Source organism: Laspinema olomoucense D3b (assembly GCF_025370785.1).
Taxonomy (GTDB): Bacteria; Cyanobacteriota; Cyanobacteriia; order Cyanobacteriales; family Laspinemataceae; genus Laspinema; species Laspinema olomoucense.
Map to the genome: position 1 here is coordinate 61,986 of NZ_JAMXFA010000032.1, position 20,320 is coordinate 82,305.

Below are 20,320 nucleotides of genomic sequence, written 5' to 3' on the forward strand. Positions count from 1 at the left end.
ATCAAAAGGGGGCGATTTCACGGACTGACACCGCCACCATACCGGGTGTATTGCTTTTGTATTTTATCCCTTAGTATTCAGTTTTTAATCAAAAAGTTTTAACGGTTATCATGATTTTGATTCATATTTAACCCCGGCGCCGATTAAACTTCCCCTAGACTTAGGGAGCCGGTATGGTAAAATAAAATAATATTTGTTTTTATCCTCAAAGGTTCAGGGTCCTAAGAATAGGCAGGGAGAGGTTCAGGCTTAGAAAATCCTCCGTGGGAATCTGGAACCTTCCAACGGGCGATCGGGCCAACTTTTAGAATAAAATCACGGATTGCTTAAAAAGTGTCAAACTCACGGCGGTGGAATCCTCCTGGGAGCTTGGGCAATCGAATTGGGGAAAATGGCGACAATACAGTATTGCGGCCATTTAGGGTGCGGTTAAACCGAAAAGTTAATGGGTAAAGAAAACGATCAGCTTGGGTTGTTGAGTGCATGAAAAAGAAAATACTGGTTGTCGAAGATGAAAATTCGTTTCGCAAAACCGTCCTCAAAATCCTGAGTTTGGAAGGTTTTGAAGCCATTGGGGCAGAAAATGGTCGCACCGGGGTAACATTGGCACAAACTGAACAGCCCGATTTAATTTTGTGCGATATTATGATGCCGGGGCTGGATGGTTATGAAGTGTTGACCATCCTCCAGCAGGACCCCACCACGGCAACAATCCCGTTTATCTGTTTAACTGCCCAGGAGGACCGTTCCGCCATGCGCCGGGGGATGGAACTAGGAGCGAGTGATTATCTGACGAAACCTTTTACTCGGACGGAACTGATGGGTGCGATCGCCACCCAACTCGGCAAACGGGAACGCCTCAAGCAGCAACAGAATAATGCTGTCCAAGAGGCGATCGCCCAACTCAACGACCTTGTTTATTACGACAGCTTAACCAATCTCCCGAATCGATTAATGTTGCGCGATCGCTTCGAGCGCACCCTCACCACCAACCCTCATCAACCCTGCTTCATCCCCGTAGCCATCCTCAGTTTAGACCAGCTCAACCGCTTTAACAATACCCTCGGAACCGACTACAGCGACTTATTACTCCAAGCCGTCACCGAGCGTACCCTGCGGTATGTGGGACCCGAAGGGACCGTCGCCCGGTTAAACAGCGAGCAACTGGCCTTAATTTTGCCCCCCTTGACGGAAAAACCGCAAGTGGAAGAAACAGCGCGTCGAATCCTCGGCCTATTTTCCACCTTTTTTAGTATCTTAAACGACGAAGTATTTCTTACGAGTAGCATTGGCATCGCCATCTATCCCGATGATGGTCAAGAAATTGATAGCTTGCTCAAATCCGCTAACTTAGCCATGCACCAAGCCAAAGAACTAGGGGGAAATTGCTATCAACTTTACACCTCAGCCATTGAAGAGAAATCTTACGATCGCCTCATGCTAGAAATGAGCTTGCGGCAGGCATTAGACCGCAATGAATTCATCCTTTACTATCAGCCCCAAGTTCACTTAAAAACCGGAAAAATAGTCGCCGCTGAAGCCCTGGTCCGGTGGCTCCATCCCGACCGAGGCTTAATTTCCCCCGCCGAATTTATTCCCCTAGCCGAAGAAACCGGACTGATTGTGCGCCTCGATGAATGGGTCTTGCAAAATGCCTGCGAACAAGCCAAAATCTGGCAACAGGCCGGGTATCAACTCACCATTGCAGTCAACTTATCCGGACTGCAATTTAATCAACCCGGTTTAACCCAGCGCATCATTCATATTATCCGAGAAAGCCAAGTTAATCCCTGTCATGTAGAAATTGAACTCACCGAGAGCGCCCTCGTCCAAAATCCTGAACTCGCCATCTGCATCCTCAGAGACCTCAAAGACTTCTCCCTACAACTTTCTTTAGATGATTTTGGAACCGGCTATTCTTCCTTGAGTTATTTGCAGCAATTTCCCTTCGATACACTAAAAATAGACCGCTCTTTTGTTAGAGACTTGCTGAGTAGCTCCAAAAATGCCGCCATTATCAATGCCATCATCCAACTCGCTAGACAGCTTAACTTGAAAGTGATTGCCGAAGGGGTAGAAACCCGCGAACAATATGATTTTCTTTGCGAAAATAATTGTGATTTAATCCAAGGCTATTATTTTAGTCCTCCTTTAGCCATTGCCGCCTTTGAACAACTCTTAACCGAACGACTGCATCATTCATCTTTTGTCAAAGACCTTTAAAGCAATCGCCTAGGCTTGTTCCTTGAGGGTTTCGATAAACCGCTGGATGCGGGTTAAAATGCTCTCTAATTCAGCCACAAACTCTTCGAGACCATCCTGGCATTGCTGATGGGCTTGAGATTCAATTTGACGAGCAATATTAGGCATTGAGAGCACGGCAACTGTAGCTGAACCTCCCTTGAGTTGATGAGCGCGACGGCTCAATTCCACCCAATTTTGAGTTTTTACAAAGATCTTGATATCCTCTAAATAAACCACCGCATCTTCCATAAAAGTTTCCAGGAGTTCTAATTCAAATTCTTCATCTCCCCGCGAAATTTCATGGAGGCGATCGAGATCTATGGGGGCTTCCTCCAGGGAATCAGAGGAGGCGGATTTACAAGGGAGTATTGGCGGTTCTGGTGGGGGGGGAAGGGCTTCTTGAACGCCGCCGATGATTTCTCCCCAGTGATGTAAAATGGCAGCTAACTGGTCGAGATCCACAGGTTTGCTGATGTAGTCATCCATTCCGGCTTCTAAACATTTTTCTCGGTCTCCTTTCATGGCATTGGCAGTCATGGCAATGATCGGAATATGACGCGAGGAACCTTCGCGATCGCGCAACGCTTTCGTTGTTTTATACCCATCCAAAACCGGCATCAAACAATCCATCAAAACCAGATCATAATGTTGCTTTTCTAGACTATCGAGGGCTTCCTGTCCATTCTCCACACAGTCGGCAGCATACCCCAGCACCTTGAGCTGATTTAAAATTACTTTTTGGTTAATTGGAGTATCTTCCACCAATAAAATTTTCAAATTCTTCACAGGTTCGATTACCGGACTGGATCTGCCGACATCTTCCCGGAGGAATAAAGAAGGAGAAACCCCCGAGGGTTTACCCTGGATGGCTTGAGTCAACCTTTCTAATAAGCGAGAGGCTTTAATCGGCTTCAATAAATAGCCCGCCGCCCCTTTTTTGAGAAGCCGTTTCACCAGTTCATGTTGATGAATAGACACCATGACGAGCCATTTTAGGTTGGAGAAACAGGGGTTAGAAATTAGGTTTTGGGCCAAGGTTTCCCCATCGGATTGAGGATTTTGCAGGTCAATTAAAACCAGAGAATAAGGATTACCTTGGGCGTAGGCATTGTGCAAGCTGGCGATCGCCTCCGATGAGTTAGTTACGGTCTCACCCTGAAGATGCCAAGACTCTAAATAGGCACAAATCATCTGCCGACTCGTGGCATTAGCATCCATTACCAGCAGGCGCAAATCCCGAAGCGACGGGGCTAATTTCGGCAGCACTTTCACCCCGCCAGGGATGGTTTCAAAGGTGGCGGTAAACCAGAAGCAGGAACCCGCACCCACGGAACTTTCCACCCCAATCTCACCCCCCATTAAGGTCACTAATTGCTTGCAAATTGCCAATCCTAACCCCGTGCCTCCATATTTCCGCGTTGTTGAGGCATCCACTTGGGAAAAGGATTCAAATAATTTATGTTGGTCCCGAGGATTGATGCCAATTCCAGTATCCCTGACTTCAAAATATAGGGTAGTAGTGGTGGGGGTTTGAATCTGTAAAGAAGCTTGAACCACCACTTCACCCTCCTGGGTAAATTTCAGGGCATTTCCGGTCAGGTTCATTAACACCTGACGCAGGCGAGTCGGGTCCCCTATTAAAGTTGGGGGAATCTCCGAGTCCACCAGGGAGAGTAATTCCAGCCGCTTACTTTGGGCCTGGGTTGCCAGCAAATCAATGGTTTCTTCGATACAGCCGCTTAAACTAAACTCAATGCGATCCAGGCGCATTTCCCCGGCTTCGAGTTTAGAAAAATCGAGGATATCATTAATCAAAATCAGCAAATTTTGACCGCTAGTTTTCAGGGTATGGACAAAATCCTGCTGTTGGGAAGAGAGGGGAGTTTTTAGGAGTAAATCGGTCATGCCAATCACCCCATTCATGGGGGTTCTAATTTCATGACTCATGTTTGCGAGGAATTGAGATTTCATTCGGGAGGCTTGCAGGGCCTGTTCTCGGGCTTGGACCAATTCATTAATCACTTGAGTGACAATGATAATGCCCCCAATTTGATGTTCTGAGCGATACCAAGGTTGCACGGCCCAACGCAGATAAAGTTGGGTTCCATCGCCGAGTTGAAAACTCTCTTCCGGTCGGGAGAGGACTTCTCCTTGGAGAGCACCCTGATGAATGGCTTTGATGTTTTCGGTTTCGGGCAACTGCTCATAATAGGATTGTCCCAGGAGAGATTGTCCCTCCAAGCGGTAATCTTTTAACCAACAGTTGCTATAGGCTAGATAGCGCATTTCCGTATCAAACATGGCCATTGCGACCGGGGCATTGGTAATAATTTGTCGTAACTGTTGGCGTTCCTGTTCGCGGACTTGTTCGATGCGCTTGCGATCGGTAATATCGTTGAGAGAACCAGCGGTACCGATGTAGCAATTGTGATCGTTAATATTTAAGCGTTTTTGAACTTCTACCCAGCGATAATTGCCCTCTTTGGTGAGAAATCGGGCTTCGTGGCGCACGGAATCTTGTTGGTAGTTGATGAGGGCTTCAAAGGCTTTGCGAAAACTGGGCCGATCGTCCGGGTGAACAAAGGAGAGGAGCGGTTGTCCAACACTTTCGGCGACGGTAAACCCGGTGATGTCGGTCCAAGCGGGGTTGAGGAAGGTTAAGTAACCTTGTGTATCCCGTTGGAAAATCACTTCGCTTAAATTTTCAACGACAGAGCGATATTTGTTTTCGCTGGCGATTAGGGCGGCTTCGGCGCGTTTGCGATCGCTAATATCCCGTTGAATCGTGGCGAAACAAATTGGCTCACCCCGTTCTGGATGTTTGACCAGAAATAAACTGGTTTCCATATCAAAGCAGTCGCCAGTTTTAAAGTGACGCAGTTTGGTTTCCCCCTGCCAATAGCCAGCTTGCATGACGGTGGGAATGGCGACCTGTTGATATTGCACCCAGGTTTCTGGGGTCAGGTAGTCAGACATTTCGGTTTGATAGACCTGTTCGCGGGAATCGAGTCCCACCCGGAGGCGACCGGCTTCGTTGACATACATGGTTTTGCCTTCCAAGGTCGCCATGCCGATAAAGTCTTTGCTGTTCTCAACGAGGGCGACAAATTTGCGGCGTTCTTCTTCGGCTTGTTTGCGATCGGTGATGTCGGTATGGGAACCTGTCATGCGGATGGGGTTTCCGGCTTCGTCCCACTGGGCTTGACCCCGAGTCAAAATCCATTTATATCCCCCGTCTTGGGTCCTGACCCGATGTTCTTGGGAGTAGGAGGACCCGGTATTGGACAGGTGGGCTTGCATGGCTTGACGGCAGGTTTCCAGGTCATCGGGATGAATCCGATTTTCCCATTCTGCAAAGGGATGGAACTGGTCTTGGGATTCATATCCGAGCATTTCCTGCCCCCGCGCCGAAAGGAAGACGCGATCGCTTTTCAGGTCCCAGTCCCAGATGCCGTCGGAGGTGCCTTTGATGGCAAGCTGCCACCGTTCTTCACTCCGGCGCAAGGCAGCTTCAGTTTTTTGGCGTTCAGCGATTTCACCTTGCAGGCTGTTGAGGGTTTCCGATAGTTCTCGGGTGCGTTCTTGGACTCGGCGTTCTAATTCGTCATTGGCGCTTTTCAGGGCGTCCTCGGCCCATTTGCGTTGCAGTTCGGCGGCGGCGCGGGAGGCAAAGACGCTAAGAATGGCGTGGGCTTCTGGGTCTATTTCTAGGGGTTGGTCATGGATAATGCAGAGGTTGCCGATGGGCCGGTTCTGGGGGTCGAAGAGGGGAATGCCGAGATAGCCGACGGCATTGAGGGTGGCAAGGGCTGGGGCGTTGGGGAAGCGGTCCTGGAGGCGATCGGGGTAGTGGCAGAGTCGGGCTTCCTCGATGACGATTTCGCAGGGAGTGTCGCAGAGTTCATACTCGAAGTTGTCCCAGAGGCGATCGCCAGACCAAAAGGCTAAGGTTTTTAATTTTTTCTGGTGGGTCCCCTCTAGTTGGGAGAGCAAAACGTAGGGGACTCCCAGGGCAGTGGCCAGATGTTGCACCAACACGGGGAAAAATTCTTCTCCGGTGACCGCAGCGGTCCCCGAGATGATGTTCTGGAGGGCTTTTTCGGCTTGTTTCCGGGCTGTGATATCCTGCATGGCGACCACGGCCCCGAGGTTTTCTCCCTGGGCATTGACGAGGGCTTGTCCGTTGGCGACTATAATGCGCTTTTTGCCTTGTTTTGGCAGGATTTCGATTTCTTGCTCACAGACTCGTTCTCCCTGCCATGCTCGATACAGGGGGGTCTGTTCAATGGGCATGGGGCTATTTTCGTCGGGATGGTAAAACTGAAAGTGTTCCCCCCAGTGATGGACTGATAGGGGTTGTTCTGGCAGTCCGTACACTTCTTGGCTGGCGCGGTTTAAGACGCTTAGGGTGCCATCGGCGTCACAAGCGACGATGCTGTCTTGGAGGTTGTTGAGTAAGGCGTTGAGAAATTCTCGTTCTTTTTGCAAGGCGGCTTCGGCCCTTTGGCGATCGCCGATTTCGCTTTCCAGTTGCAGGATGGTTTGCTGCAAAGTACGGGTTCGTTCCTCGACTCGCTGGGCTAAGGCGGCATTCATTTTGGCGATCGCCGCCGAGGTCCGCTTCCGTTCGGTCAGATCCCGTCCGATATAGACCACTTCTTCGATTTCCTCGTCTTCATTGCGGATTACCCCTCGGGAAAATCCGACTACTATTTCTTCTCCTTTTTTGCTTTTGCAAGTGACTTCTATTTCGGGTTTTCTGAGATAATAAGCCTCTTCTTCTTTCCCCCATGAAGGGTCAGAATTTACAGTTTCTAAAAGGTGAATATTCTGGATAATATCCTTTAAAGGTTTACCGACTAATTCTAATTCGCTGTATTTTAATAATTCCCAAGTGGCTTTGTTGGTTTTTTTGATTAATCCGTTTGCAGTACAAACAATAATCGGGTCTAGGGCAGTTTGAAAAATTTTATCTAAGGCCGATTTAGCGGAGTGGAGTTTATTTAATAATAGATAAGCCTCATTTTCTCTCTGAACCAAGGTTTGCCGTAAGACCATGCGTTCCGTGGCATCCCCAAAAAACACAAATAACCGATCAGGGGGTTGGTTCTCCTGAGAGTTGGCAACCATCCACAAATCCAGATACAACGTCCCCTCGCGATGGGAACAGCGATTGATGCCTTGTAATTCAAAACTATTACAGTGTCCTTCCAGGATATCCACCCACACCTGTTCGATGCCAATTAACTCGGGATATCCCCCTCTGGCATCCCGTCCCGCCTCCACTTGTTCGGGGCTCTCGGCAAACCGATGCACTTGGGGGGATTTCTCTAAGATAATTCCATCGCGGTTCACGACCAGATACTCTAAGCTGCGAGGGGCTAAAAGTTTCTCTAATAGGGGATTCCTGCAAGTCGTCATAGGTCTTTTTCGTCCTCCTTCTCTCTATCATACGATAAGTGAGCGGCGGTACAGTCGAGGGAAGACAACCGGGGGTCTTTAGAAAAGCTTGCTGATGCACATCTAATGAGACTCAGAAACCCGGGAATACGAGTCTTTCTTCTCGACTGAACCGACGGCCTAAAAATCCCCGATCATTTAAGTTAAGAGCAGTTAAGTTTTCACTAGGGTTTTAATGGCCAATTGGTGGAAAATGTCGTCTACAAATTCTCCTGTTCGGGCCGAGGTGGAATAGATGCCTAAAACCAGCTCAGATTCGGGAGAAACTCCAGATACAATGTCCTGACATAAGTCCTGGAGTTTGGGGATTTTTTCCGGTTCTACGAGGTCAGCTTTATTTAAGGCGACCATCAATGCGCCTTTGGGATTGACTGAGGCAAACAGCTTAATATGTTCGGCAACTCGTTCTATGGTTTCGTTACGGGTGACATCGGCGACGATTAAAGCGCCGCTGGAACCTTGGAGATAGGAGGGGGCGATCGCCTTAAACTTGGTGTGACCTTCCAAATCCCAAATTAATAACTGCATCCCAATCGGGTCAGAACCTGGTTCTTTTTCCACTTGCAGGGGTTTACGAGAAATTTTCACCCCAACGGTAGAAAGATATTGATCGCTAAATTCCCGATCCACAAACCGGCGAATTAAACTGGTTTTTCCGACCCCGAAATCCCCAATCATGCAGATTTTCTTAGAAATGGTTGACATAATGCTAACTAATTTTTCGGTTCTGGTGTGATTGGCTCAAAAAGAACAACCCGCCCTAATAGTTTAGGTTGACTAGAGTCTACGTCTTGAGGCGGGTTGCTATCGCCGATCGCCTCTAAACGAGTGGGTTGTATTCCTGACTGGATCAGGGCAGTTTGGACCGCTTGCGCTCGTTGGAGGGCTAACCGTTGGTTTCGAGTGGGAGAACCTGTGCGATCGCTATGACCAATGATCCTGAGATTTTTTTCCGGATATTGTTCTAAAAACTGCTTCAAGGTGGTCAGAGTCTCTTGATAATTGGGATTTAACCCAGCCGAACCCGCCTCAAAATAGATCCGATTTTGAATCGTAACCGGGTCGAGTTTCAAGGTACTAACCACGGAGTTTACTCCAGGAATTTGCTGGAAACCTTGGACGATTTGCTTCGCCTGGGACATCTCCCTAACGGTCCCAGCGATGGTGACGGTTCGATTGACGTAGTTAGCGGTAATTTTTACCCCGTTTTTCTGATTAAAAACCTCACGGACTCGTCCCACTTCACCCCGAACTAGGGTCGAGTCTGGGGGGACATCAACGGCAATAATTTGATTGTCTAAAATGCGATCGCCTGCCGCTGCTGCGGCTATTTCTTCCGCCTGTTGGCGCAATTCCACATTAGGTAACTTTCCAGATACAATTACCCGATTTCGCTTTGCTGCTACATCCAGCCGATAAACCGCTAATTCCGGGGCTGAACTCAAAGCCAAAGCGACTTGAGACTGGATTCGGCGTTGAATGGAACTATAGTAAAACAACCCCATCCAAACTAAGAGTATTACGCCAAAACCACCTAGAAACAACCCCAACAATGCATAAGGTTTCTCTGGGGTTTTTGGATCTGCTGATTCGATGAGTTGATTGACCAATTCCTGAATGCGATCGGGAACATTCGCCGGGTCTCCATCAAATTCCTTAATGGGTTCCTCGTAGTCCAAAATCAGGATACTGACGGTTTTTCGCATTTTTTTGATAAAAGCTGCGCTGGGAGTGCCTTTAAGAATTATTGCTAAATAGCAGTATCCTCCCACTTCTAAAATGATTTTGGAATCCCCATATTCAACTTCGCTTAATTCAGAAATTTCCCCAGGTTTGACAATACAATCATTGACAAAACTGCGAATTGCAGTAAGCATTCCAGCTACCATTTCTGATTCTAGGCGGTAGTCCCCCTCCTCCTGGGCTTCGGCAATTACTAAACCCGAGGCTTTATGAATTAAAAAGACCGCTTGCACGACAAAGGGAATGGATTCTTTCAGAATCAATTCGGCTTCGGAAACCCCCTGAACTTTGGAGCGAATTTTGCGTTCTACTCCTTCCAGACTTAAGGTATTTGCTACTTTTTCATTAATGGATTTAATGGCCTCGGTCATATATTTGCTAATGGTATTCCCAATGACGGGATAGAGGGCATCTACCATTGCATCGCGTTCCAGGCGAATTTGTTCTTTGATGGTCCGTCCCATTTCTGGGGCTAAGACTTGGGCGATCGAGTTGCGATCGAGTCGGATTTGTTCTTTAATTGCCATTGCCATTTCTGGTCCGAGGGCTTTGGCGACATCTTGTGGACTCTCTTTGATTTGTTGGGTAATGGCACTAGGAAGGATGGAGGCGATCGCCGAACTCATGGCTTCTTTATTTTCATGCGATCGGTTCTTAATCACTTCATCAATGATGGGAACCAATGCCTTAGCTACTTCTTCTTTAGAGTCGCTAATTTTGCGACTGAGAATTTCTGCTATCCAGGGTTTAAGGAGTTCAATCAGCTTTTGCGGGTCATAAATCTGACTTTCCAGGGATTGTAAGTTGGTGTTGGTTTTGACCAGCAATTCTCGCAGTCCGGGCAAGTCGTATTCAGTTAAAGATTGCTTGAGGAGATCGAGGTCTGATAATTGCGCCCCGAATAAAAGTTGCTGCAAACTTTCCATCGGATCGCCGGTTTGTAATGAATCGGCACTCACCGGGTGAGTTTGCGAAGGCTGTCCAGGGGTTTCTATCCCAAACAGACTTTCTAATTGCTCCATTCCGGCTAATACCGCTTCGCTATTGGTTTGCAACTCCGAGATGTGGGCAATAACAGGTGAGGTACTCTGGGGGGAATAGGGTTTCAGGGTAGGCCATTTATCTTTTTCTGGATGACTATTTTGAGGCTGAACCGGGCTTTTTTCCTCTGATTTTGTGTTCGTTTTTGTGACAACTTGACTATCACTTTGATGGGTGGGTTTACCGTTGAGATGGGAATGGGATTCCGGGGAAAAGGGTGGGTCTAAATGGACCGTGGAATTCCCCTGATCGGGGATGAAATTCCTGGTTAAATCAGTCTCAGGTTCGCCTAATTTAGATTGGGTCTGCTGTGTTGAAGTGGCAGACTCCGGGGTTAGTTTAGAAGGGTCTAGAAACTCATTCTCATGAGGAGAATGAGCCTTTTGGGTTGCATCTTTCCTGATTGTTGCGGATGAACTGGATGGGGCAGGGGTGGGTTTGTCCCCCACTTCGGCGATCGCATAATGGTGAACGGTAATGGTGCGCCATTCAGCGTTTTTGGGGGGTTTAGGAGAAGGGCGATCGCGTTTTTTCACACCCTGATCGCGTCCGCCCTTTTCTACTGCCCCCCCCGATTTCCATTCCCGAGTTTCGGTGCGATCGGCGGTAGGCTTTTGTGAGGTTTGCTCCTTGAGCTGCTCCGATAACGGGACCTTTTTTACGGCTTTACTTCCGAGTGCTTCGAGCAAGACATCCCGCAAGTTTTCCAGGGGATCTGGCGCGGGTGTTATTCTTTCCCGATTTACGGTCCTTAAGCCCTCTTCCTCTTTGATCGCCTTACCTTGCTTGAACTGTGACAAATCCATCCTTATGCCCCCTGCCAACACGCTTTATTTGTCGGTTATTTGGTCGCTAAAAACCCTACTTAGCGGCCCTGATTTTAATTTCCTGTATCTAATCTCCATTGCGGTGATCCGGTAAGAGGAGATCTGCCGTAATCTGGGTTTCCGCAGCTTCTCGCAGTTCCGGTGCAAACTCAGTTCCCTTGAGCCTCATCCCAATTTCAAATAAAATTTCTGCCATATCATCTCGGGCGATTTTTCCTTCTTTTAAGTTAGAAAAACGCCGTTCCACTTCTTCAAAAACTCGCTCCCGCAAGGTGTGAATGTTCTCTTGATGGGTTTGTTGAATTTCCAGTATTTGTTCGCGAATAGATTTGGTTTGCTTATCCAAAGATTCATCCAGAGACTCAATGGTATGAGAAATTTTGGCCTTGGTGCGTTCAAGCTGTTGCCGCACATCGGTCAAATCTTCTTGCGTGTTTAAACTCACACTTTTAATTTTTTTCTCCACTGCTTCTACTGCTCCTCGCATTTCCGTGGCAGAGAAATTTTTGACTTCCTCTAGGCGATCGCGAAACTCTTTTTGTAATAAAATCAAGTTTGCCTCAATTTGTTCAAATCGATGATTATAGTCTCGGATCTGTGACCCTACAATAATCTCGCGAATCTGGTCAATATTGCCCAGCCGTTCTCTCATTTCGTCGCGACTCAGTTCATTCATAGAAACACCTCTTATTTGGTGAATTAGGTTTTATCAATCAAATCTTACCCCTTTAAGAGCCATTTGACCATTACGGGGAAACCGCGTTTTTGGGTTAGTGGCAATCCCTCGGACCTCAACTGGATAAACCCCTTCTTTACCGTTTCTTTTTCGTCCGCAACTTCAGGGTTATCAATTCCTCCCTTCTCAATCTGCTACTCCACTTCTAGCAAAGTTAGAGTAAAAGCCAAGGAGTTTACGGGCAAAACCTTCGTAAATATTTACAATGGCTTAACCGGCTTTCATTCAAGCCCTCTGAGTTTACGGCTCTTCCCGCTGCCCTTAAGTGGGAGTTTAAATGCCTGTTTTGAAGATGTAGGTGGGTGGGTTTTGCTGTTGAGTTTTGTCCCGATTGCCCTTTTGCCTCCAGGGATTTAGGAGAAGCTGGCGTTATTATCTCACAGCTTGGTCAAATTGTCAGTGATTCCATCATTTATTGACGAAATTTACACAGGCTTTATATTACATATATTTCATTGAAAATACTTTATATGGAATTGGCAATTTGAGATTTTTATCGAGTAACCTCATCCGGTGAATTCGGGGTGATTCTGAGGTTCTATTCCAACAGGAGGCGTCTGGGAGGCTAAAATAAAAACGGTACTATTGCATAGTCGCTTATTTAAACCTTCATGACGCTTTCTGCACCCGTAACAACGAAGTACGAAGCGATAATCGGATTAGAAACCCATTGTCAGCTCAGTACCAAAACTAAAATTTTCTCGAATTCCTCTACAGCATTTGGTGCACCACCCAATGCCAACATCGATCCAGTCTGTATGGGGTTGCCTGGGGTGTTGCCAGTGCTGAATCAAAAGGTCCTCGAATACGCCGTCAAAGCCGGACTGGCACTCAACTGCAAGATTGCGCCTTACAGCAAATTTGACCGGAAGCAGTATTTTTATCCTGATTTACCGAAAAATTATCAAATTTCTCAGTATGACTTGCCGATCGCCGAACATGGTTGGCTGGAAATCGAACTGGTAGACGAACAGGGAAATGCCACCCGCAAGCGGATTGGAATTACCCGTCTGCACATGGAAGAAGATGCCGGAAAACTGGTCCATGCTGGCAGCGATCGCCTCTCTGGTTCTACTTACTCCCTGGTAGACTACAACCGCACCGGGATTCCCCTAATTGAAATCGTCAGCGAACCGGATTTGCGATCGGGACAAGAAGCAGCAGAATATGCCCAAGAATTGCAACGGATCGTGCGCTATCTCGGCGTCAGCGATGGGAATATGCAAGAAGGCTCCCTGCGCTGTGACGTCAACATTTCCGTGCGTCCCGTGGGACAAAAAGAATTCGGCGTCAAAGTCGAAATTAAAAACATGAACTCGTTTAGCGCCATCCAACGGGCGATCGAGTATGAAATCGAACGACAAATCGAAGCCATCAACAACGGCGAACCCATCTACCAAGAAACCCGCCTTTGGGAAGAAGGCAGCCAACGCACCATCAGTATGCGGAGTAAAGAAGGCTCCAGCGATTATCGCTACTTCCCCGAACCGGATTTAGGACCCATCGAAGTCTCCTCCACTCAACTAGAACAGTGGAAATCCGAACTCCCCGAACTCCCCGCCCAAAAACGCCATCGTTACGAAACTGAAATCGGCTTATCCCCCTACGATGCGCGGGTGATCACCGATGATCGTGCCGTGGCGGAATATTTTGAAGCGGCGATCGCAGAAGGTGGGGATGCCAAACAAGCCGCTAACTGGATTCAAGGGGATATTACCGGCTATTTAAAAACTGAAAAGCTGAATATTACCGAGATCGCCCTGACTCCCGTGGCCCTAGCTGAACTCACCGGCTTAATTACATCCGGGACCATCAGTGGCAAAATTGCCAAAGATATCTTACCGGAATTGCTTACCCAAGGCGGGTCACCCAAGGAACTGGTAGAAAGCAAGGGGTTAATTCAAATTAGCGATACTTCCGCCTTGGAAAAAATGATTGACGAGGCGATCGCCGCCAATCCCAAAGAAGTGGAATCCTACCGCAACGGCAAAACCAAGCTCAAAGGCTTCTTTGTCGGACAAGTCATGAAACTCAGCGGCGGACGTGCGGATCCTAAGTTGACTAACCAATTGGTTGAGCAAAAGTTAAACGGGTGATGGATTGGGAGATGGGGGAGATAGGGGAGATGGGGAGGATGGGGAGGATGGGGGAGAAACAGAACCCTCGTGACGTGGCTGAAGCCGCGTCACGGGCATCTGCGGCTCTGCCGCCTGTAGCTCTCATCACGAAGATTAAGCCCATGCTCCCGGACTGGAGGCAGAGCCTCCATAAGCCCGTGACGCGGCTTCAGCCACGTCACGAGGACCCGGCCCCCCATCCCCCCCATCCCCCCCATCTCCCCCATCCCCCCCATCCCTCCAATCCCAATATTGTCAAACCCGGACCCTTCAAAGAGCCGCATCTTGGTATAATCCCCTGTCAACTAGGCCACTTTTCAAGGAAACAACTATGACAGACTGGCAAGAAATAACCGGAGGGGTGACGGCTCCAAAAGGGTATCGGGCGGCAGGGATTGCCGCTGGGTTAAAACCGTCAGGAGCACCGGATTTGGCATTGATTTGGTCCGATGTAGAGGCGATCGCCGCTGGAGTGTTCACAACCTCCGTTGTTCGTGCCGCCTGTGTAGACTACTGTCGCCAACGCCTTGAGGAAAAAGCCAGCGCCCGCGCTATCTTATGTAACGCCGGACAAGCCAATGCCGCCACCGGGGAGCAGGGGTTGGCGGATACCCTCGAAAGTGCCGACTTATTAGCCCGAGAACTCTCTATTTCCCCCAATTCTGTCCTAATTGCCTCCACTGGGGTAATCGGTCAACGGATTCGCATGGACGCCTTGCGCAGTGGGATTCCCGCCGTTGTAGCGGCTTCCTCCACCGAAGGCAATGATGCCGCCGCCAAAGCTATATGCACCACGGATTTAGTCCCCAAAACCATCGCCTTAGAAACCACCTTTGAGGGACGTCCGGTGCGAATTGGAGGGATTTGCAAGGGTTCAGGCATGATTCATCCGAACATGGCAACCATGCTGGCGTTTGTCACCTGCGATGCCAGTGTTTCTTCCCATCTCTGGCACGATATGCTAAAACGGGCGGCAGATCGCAGTTTTAATCAGATTACGGTGGATGGTGATACCAGCACGAACGATACTCTGATTGCGTTAGCCAATGGACAATCCCGGACCCCGGCGATTACAGAAATGGGTCCGGAGGCGGAAAAATTAGAAGCGGGATTGACGGCGGTTTGTCAATATCTGGCGAAGGCGATCGCCCGGGATGGAGAAGGCGCAACCTGCCTGATTGAAGTCCAAGTTACAGGTGCACCGGATGACGCCGCAGCACGTCGGGTTGCTAAAACCATTGTCGGATCGAGCTTAGTTAAATCTGCCGTCTTTGGACGGGACCCGAACTGGGGGCGAATTGCTGCAGCAGCGGGACGTGCCGGGGTATCCTTTGACCAAGACAATCTGCGGATTCAACTGGGTGAGTTTTTGTTGATGGAAAACGGTCAACCCTTACCGTTCGATCGCCCTGCCGCCAGTGCCTATCTGAAACAAGCGGCTGCCGGTGCGTATTTAAAAGAGGATACGGTCCTCATGCAGGTTCAAATTGGCAATGGGTCCGGAACCGGAACAGCCTGGGGATGCGACCTCAGTTATGATTATGTGAAGATCAACGCCGAGTACACCACGTAAGGAACAACACCTTGATCCAGTGGCTAAATCCACGGATGTTGCAGGAGGGGTACTTCCCCCTCCTGGGGTATAAACCCGATTAAGTTTAAGTTTAAGTTAAAATTAAATAGGGGCGATGGATATTTCCCTGGAAGCGGAGCGCAATTTAGACATTCCCCTTCCATTGAAAGCCTGATGACTCAACATGAGGGGGAAACTGCCTGCAACTGAATTGCCCCTAGTTTTACTGAACAATAAACCTGACGTTCTGAACGGAACTCGATGAACAAGAACAAAGGCGGACGCCCCGCTACCGGACAAGGAGAGCGTTTCTACTTCCCTATCCCCAAAGTAAAAGCGGCCCATATCCTCAAGGTGATTCCGGATGAGAAAATGCCCCTGGTAGAGGAACTCTTACAAGCCCTGGCGGACCAAGCAAACCTAAAAAAATCCGAATCTTCTTGACTTTAGGTTTTTTTGCCAATAAAATTAAAGTAGAACCAAACAATAAAAAAGCGCGATGCCCACGACCAAGTAGTACCGCGCTTTTTAGACCAAATGACCCGAATCACTCTCGATTAGCGACTAACTAATCGAAGACCAAAACGGAAAAACAATAATCAGTGAATCAATCTACCCGGACCACTACGAGAATGACAAGAGTCATCAAGGCAATCACAGGAATATCACAATTCACAAGATTCACAAGAAACAATTATACCATGAACAAGACCTATCCGCAACCCCCCGCTCTGGAAAATTTTAGCCTGCTGGAACTGCCACCGAGCAAACTGGCCTCAAAACGCTTACCCCAGCGGGGAAAACAATCTTTGGATAAGGCGATCGTCTCTTGTCCAATCGAGATAGAACGGTTGGGGATTGTCAAGCGGACGAATACTCCCTATATTGTCTATCGGACGCCTTATGGGAGGGGCTGCACCTTCATCGCCCGGAAGTATTTGATTCAGTCGCTGTTGAGTTTGTTGGGGATTTGCGATCGCCCGGGGGAACCGATTAGCGGGGTTAGCATCAGTGAGTACCGCCTAACAGTACAGCAAGGGGAAAACCTCTACACCCTTCCCGATCGCGAGGTATTCGACTATTTGGAACGGCAAAATCAAGCGGCGATCGAAGCGTTGCAAGTTAAGTTACTCCCTCAGCAAATCCTCGTTTGGAATCCCCTGAATGGAAATATCAACGAGGTCAAATCCGATGGATGTTCTTGCTATGAAACTGCGGCCCCTCGGTCAGTTTGTAAACATCAAGTGGCAGCTCATTTGTATCTACGAAGTCAAGGGTGGGGTTCTTTAGGAATTTATTTTAAACCCGATGAAGAAGTCGCGGCATCTCCCCCATAGCGATCGCCTTTTCCCCCCAGCTTAGGGCACTGCACATCCTCTAATCTAACTTTAAGACTACCCAGAAAAAGGCACTGCCTTGTCCATCCGAGCAAGGAATAGGGCAAGTTGTGCATTGTGATGGGGGCAGTTTGCAGCTTGCAGCCGATCGCGGTGGATTGTCCCCACAGTCCTCCGGCAGTTTTTCCTAGAAATTGATTAAACAATTGCAGGAGAATCAATAATTTTTTCTTATCCAGAGAATAAATGTTTAAATTCTCTATCTTTTGGATGAGTGAATCATTGTGATTCTTCGTTTATACCTATAACCAGCTTTGAAAAATTTCCCGATTGTACCCTAAAAAAATAACACAATTCCCGGCAATAGCTCGTTGAAAATTTAGCGGAAATAGACCGTTATGAATTTGCTAAAATCCTCGAAAATGACTCAAAAATTCAGCCTAATTCTAGGCGGAATCTTGACCAGTTCTCTCCTAGTAGCGATGCCAGCGACGGCCCAAATTACTGATGCAAAAGTGGACTCTCTCGTAGAGGCATTGCGACTGGCTGCACCGGATACGGGCACGGAAGATGACGGACTCTATAGCGAGTGGCAAATTAAACCGGATAATATTCCCCGCTGGTCAAAACTCTGTATTCAGCAGGAACTTACCCCAGCGGAATTTGAAGCGAATGAAGCCCAAGCTAGAGAAGTTTTATCCTGTGTGATGAGCGATATCCTCCAGGAGGAGTATGAAGCCAGTGGCAATGATGAATCCCTAGCCGTGCGTCGGGCGGCGGCTTGGTGGATGGCTGGAGACCCTGAGCAGTATAACAGCGAAAGAATTTCCGACTATACTCAAGAAGTTTTGCAACACTATCAGCAACAGTAATAAAATTCTCTTTTCATCCTTCCAATTGCTCAACGCGCAACCCAACGGTTAAAACCTAAAAACGAGTAGTTTTGATGAGGGCGGTTATCTTCAGATACCGCCTTTTTTATTGCTTTCTAGCAAGGGGTGAGAAATTCCAGATTTGGCGACCTAGTTTTTAGGAGGTTCACTGCACCGCAGAGGATATGAGGAGAGTCAAAGTTGCGGTCAGGGTTTAAGATTTGGACTCGTACAGAGGATACCACAGAGCGCTGATTGCAGGGGGTTGCATGGGCAATCTATCGATGTGGATTGGGAGGTTTGGACATCGAATGACCTTCATTCCCCAGCAGATTAGTTCCTCCAAAGTCTCAAAATGGGTGTACGGTTGTCCTGACTGGATCGATTCAGGTTGGGAAATTTAAAGGTGTCTGTGAAGGAGTGACGTGGGATGAGCGATCCATTATTGCTGGCGATCGGGTTGTTGACTCAGATGAAGACCTCAATTTCTGAGGCAATGCCGAACCAGCCTAAGCCCCCAGAACAAACTATACTGAGAATCTACACCCAGGAATGGGAATTGACCGCAAGGGGCGATATTCTTCCCACGGTAGAAATGAGTGGGCCAGAATTTAGTTCAATGGGAAGTTTATCCCCCTGGGTATCGAGGGATAAACTGTTTGATAGTTATCCGGCGGAATTTATGGGACAGTCTCACCGGGCGATCGCCTCGTCACAGGCAGCCCTTCCCCAAGATGAAACTGCACCGGAACGGGTTGCTTATGCCCGAACTCCATCCTTTCGACCCCAATCGGGACCGCAACTGTATCAACAACGGTTAGCGGCATTGGAGGCAGGACAGACTTATACCCGAATTCCCTGTGAGAGTTATGGATCCTTGTGGGCGAATGCCTGGGAACAGCCGACTTATGAGCAATGGAAAGCCCTGCTAGAACGAGAAGCGCAAGCGGTGGCGAAAGGACAGGGTTCTAATCGGTTAGCGGTGTTGTTGGGGGATTCGATTAGTATGTGGTTTCCCCAGGACCGACTTCCCCAGGGCCCGATTTGGTTGAATCAGGGGATTTCTGGGGATACTTCCCGAGGCATCCTGAGTCGATTGTCGGCTTTGCGGGGAACTCGACCGGATACGATTTATATTTTGGCCGGGATTAATGATTTACGGCAGGGGATAGGGGTGGAGGAAATTGTGGAGAATCACCGGCAGATTTTGCGCCGCTTGGGTCAAGAGCATCCAGGTGCGCAGGTGATCTTGCAATCGATTTTGCCGACGAGGTTACCCCAGATTTCTAATGGGCAAATTGAGTGGATCAATCAGCAATTGGCGGCGATCGCCTGGGAAGAAGGGGCGAGTTATTTGGATTTGTATGCTCAGTTTAGCGATCGCGCCGGAAACTTGCAGGTGGGATTAACTACGGATGGATTACATCTGAATGCCCGAGGATACGAACTCTGGCAAGGGACCCTCACCCATGCAGAATCCTGGCTGGCGTTACATTCGAGATCGCGAAAGCATCCATAACAATTTCTGGGGATGACTATCAATCAAGCTGGGGGGATTTGCTGTTCAGGCGGACGGTGCGATCGGCCTGAACAAGACCCAGGAACCGGCAGATATCAGGAATTCAAAACCAGGTTTTGGCCTCCAATGGGTTCCTACCCCGCCTTGAATCCTCGAAAAAACTGGGTTTCTAACCTTTACGGTACCGGCATTGTAGACCTGTACAGCCTCCGTTAAAACGGGGGCTTTTTTAATCGCAGCCCTGGGTCCTCCCCACAAGTTTGATTAAGGATAGCAAAATGCCTTCAAGACGATCGCAAATTTTGCTAAACTACACCACAATTACTAAATTTGCCTCGTGGGGGAGCCTCCGGGAATTCGGATCCACTCCCTGCCCCGTCTTGGGATGAGTTCACTAGAGTCTGCCGCCAGAAAATGGAACCCGAGGACAGAAACGCAGTTTTCTGCTGACAGTTTCAACCTCCATCCATCACCCATGTTCTGGCATTGTACCGACCCAGGAAAACTGGTCAAACCAATCTTCCCTAACTCCCAGTATTGATGCCCTCTAGTGATTGACCATGACGGGATCAAGGTTCCCAACCCCCGAACGATGTTGAAGAGCCAGAGGAGATGCGGTTTAAAACCGTACCTCAAATGTGGCAAATCGGCCTAGTCGGGGTCTGCTTCACGGGACAAAGTGAATGAGACAGAAGGCTTTGGCTGTATGCTATAAATCGATTTCCGGTACTTAACATCAGCTCGGATTAAGATCAGCAGGATATCAGAGGACCTATGGCAACAAAATTCCCAAAATTTAGCCAAGACCTCGCGGCAGACCCGACAACACGTCGGATTTGGTACGGGATTGC

At 48.5% G+C, this 20,320-nt stretch carries 13 protein-coding genes; 8 read left to right on the plus strand and 5 right to left on the minus strand.

The window, feature by feature from the left end; translation table 11 throughout:
- Window positions 1-483 precede the first annotated feature (483 nt).
- Window positions 484-2,223, plus strand: coding sequence for a two-component system response regulator (locus NG792_RS20730; RefSeq protein WP_261236656.1), 1,740 nt, complete (start codon window positions 484-486; stop codon window positions 2,221-2,223).
- Between the two features lie 9 nt (window positions 2,224-2,232).
- Here the strand turns inward: NG792_RS20730 and NG792_RS20735 are convergent, their stop codons facing one another.
- From NG792_RS20735 to NG792_RS20750, 4 genes are all read right to left on the minus strand, one after another.
- On the minus strand, window positions 2,233-7,665 hold the full coding sequence (locus NG792_RS20735; protein WP_261236657.1) for a PAS domain S-box protein: 5,433 nt from the start codon (window positions 7,663-7,665) through the stop codon (window positions 2,233-2,235).
- A 192-nt stretch (window positions 7,666-7,857) separates the two neighbouring features.
- Window positions 7,858-8,409 (minus strand): Rab family GTPase, encoded by a 552-nt coding sequence (locus tag NG792_RS20740; protein WP_261236658.1) that lies wholly within the window; start codon window positions 8,407-8,409, stop codon window positions 7,858-7,860.
- 8 nt (window positions 8,410-8,417) lie between these two features.
- The gene (locus NG792_RS20745; RefSeq protein ID WP_261236659.1) at window positions 8,418-11,294 is read right to left on the minus strand and encodes an OmpA family protein; all 2,877 of its coding nucleotides are present in this window, start codon (window positions 11,292-11,294) and stop codon (window positions 8,418-8,420) included.
- Window positions 11,295-11,382: 88 nt separating this feature from the next.
- Entirely contained in the window at window positions 11,383-11,991 is a 609-nt protein-coding gene (locus NG792_RS20750; RefSeq protein WP_261201207.1) for a hypothetical protein, read from the minus strand.
- 671 nt (window positions 11,992-12,662) lie between these two features.
- Between NG792_RS20750 and gatB the strand changes: the two genes are divergently transcribed.
- The 4 genes from gatB to NG792_RS20770 all read left to right on the plus strand — a co-directional run bounded on the left by gatB (window position 12,663) and on the right by NG792_RS20770 (window position 17,078).
- Window positions 12,663-14,147, plus strand: a complete 1,485-nt coding sequence (gene gatB / locus NG792_RS20755) for an Asp-tRNA(Asn)/Glu-tRNA(Gln) amidotransferase subunit GatB (protein ID WP_261236660.1) — start codon at window positions 12,663-12,665, stop codon at window positions 14,145-14,147.
- 352 nt (window positions 14,148-14,499) lie between these two features.
- Window positions 14,500-15,741 (plus strand): bifunctional ornithine acetyltransferase/N-acetylglutamate synthase, encoded by a 1,242-nt coding sequence (argJ, locus tag NG792_RS20760; RefSeq protein WP_261201210.1) that lies wholly within the window; start codon window positions 14,500-14,502, stop codon window positions 15,739-15,741.
- Between the two features lie 261 nt (window positions 15,742-16,002).
- On the plus strand, window positions 16,003-16,185 hold the full coding sequence (locus NG792_RS20765) for a hypothetical protein (RefSeq protein ID WP_261201211.1): 183 nt from the start codon (window positions 16,003-16,005) through the stop codon (window positions 16,183-16,185).
- Window positions 16,186-16,442: 257 nt separating this feature from the next.
- Window positions 16,443-17,078, plus strand: coding sequence for a hypothetical protein (locus tag NG792_RS20770; protein ID WP_261236661.1), 636 nt, complete (start codon window positions 16,443-16,445; stop codon window positions 17,076-17,078).
- On the opposite strand, the gene NG792_RS20775 is transcribed toward NG792_RS20770, so the two are convergent.
- The gene (locus tag NG792_RS20775) at window positions 17,036-17,299 is read right to left on the minus strand and encodes a hypothetical protein (RefSeq protein WP_261236662.1); all 264 of its coding nucleotides are present in this window, start codon (window positions 17,297-17,299) and stop codon (window positions 17,036-17,038) included. The genes NG792_RS20770 and NG792_RS20775 overlap by 43 nt on opposite strands.
- A gap of 201 nt (window positions 17,300-17,500) precedes the next feature.
- Here NG792_RS20775 and NG792_RS20780 point away from each other — a divergent pair, with 201 nt between their 5' ends.
- From NG792_RS20780 to NG792_RS20790, 3 genes are all read left to right on the plus strand, one after another.
- Window positions 17,501-17,950 (plus strand): hypothetical protein, encoded by a 450-nt coding sequence (locus NG792_RS20780; protein WP_261236663.1) that lies wholly within the window; start codon window positions 17,501-17,503, stop codon window positions 17,948-17,950.
- 430 nt (window positions 17,951-18,380) lie between these two features.
- Window positions 18,381-19,469: an SGNH/GDSL hydrolase family protein gene (locus NG792_RS20785; RefSeq protein WP_261236664.1), complete on the plus strand. Its 1,089-nt coding sequence runs from the start codon at window positions 18,381-18,383 to the stop codon at window positions 19,467-19,469.
- 12 nt (window positions 19,470-19,481) lie between these two features.
- Entirely contained in the window at window positions 19,482-19,685 is a 204-nt protein-coding gene (locus NG792_RS20790) for a hypothetical protein (protein WP_261236665.1), read from the plus strand.
- The last annotated feature ends 635 nt before the right edge of the window (window positions 19,686-20,320 follow it).

Bases quoted from the DNA above. Each gene is read 5' to 3' on its own strand.
- NG792_RS20730 (WP_261236656.1), top strand. From the start codon at position 484: ATGAAAAAGAAAATACTGGTTGTCGAAGATGAAAATTCGTTTCGCAAA.
- NG792_RS20735 (WP_261236657.1), bottom strand. From the start codon at position 7,665: ATGACGACTTGCAGGAATCCCCTATTAGAGAAACTTTTAGCCCCTCGC.
- NG792_RS20740 (WP_261236658.1), bottom strand. From the start codon at position 8,409: ATGTCAACCATTTCTAAGAAAATCTGCATGATTGGGGATTTCGGGGTC.
- NG792_RS20745 (WP_261236659.1), bottom strand. From the start codon at position 11,294: ATGGATTTGTCACAGTTCAAGCAAGGTAAGGCGATCAAAGAGGAAGAG.
- NG792_RS20750 (WP_261201207.1), bottom strand. From the start codon at position 11,991: ATGAATGAACTGAGTCGCGACGAAATGAGAGAACGGCTGGGCAATATT.
- gatB (WP_261236660.1), top strand. From the start codon at position 12,663: ATGACGCTTTCTGCACCCGTAACAACGAAGTACGAAGCGATAATCGGA.
- argJ (WP_261201210.1), top strand. From the start codon at position 14,500: ATGACAGACTGGCAAGAAATAACCGGAGGGGTGACGGCTCCAAAAGGG.
- NG792_RS20765 (WP_261201211.1), top strand. From the start codon at position 16,003: ATGAACAAGAACAAAGGCGGACGCCCCGCTACCGGACAAGGAGAGCGT.
- NG792_RS20770 (WP_261236661.1), top strand. From the start codon at position 16,443: ATGAACAAGACCTATCCGCAACCCCCCGCTCTGGAAAATTTTAGCCTG.
- NG792_RS20780 (WP_261236663.1), top strand. From the start codon at position 17,501: ATGACTCAAAAATTCAGCCTAATTCTAGGCGGAATCTTGACCAGTTCT.
- NG792_RS20785 (WP_261236664.1), top strand. From the start codon at position 18,381: ATGAGCGATCCATTATTGCTGGCGATCGGGTTGTTGACTCAGATGAAG.
- NG792_RS20790 (WP_261236665.1), top strand. From the start codon at position 19,482: ATGACTATCAATCAAGCTGGGGGGATTTGCTGTTCAGGCGGACGGTGC.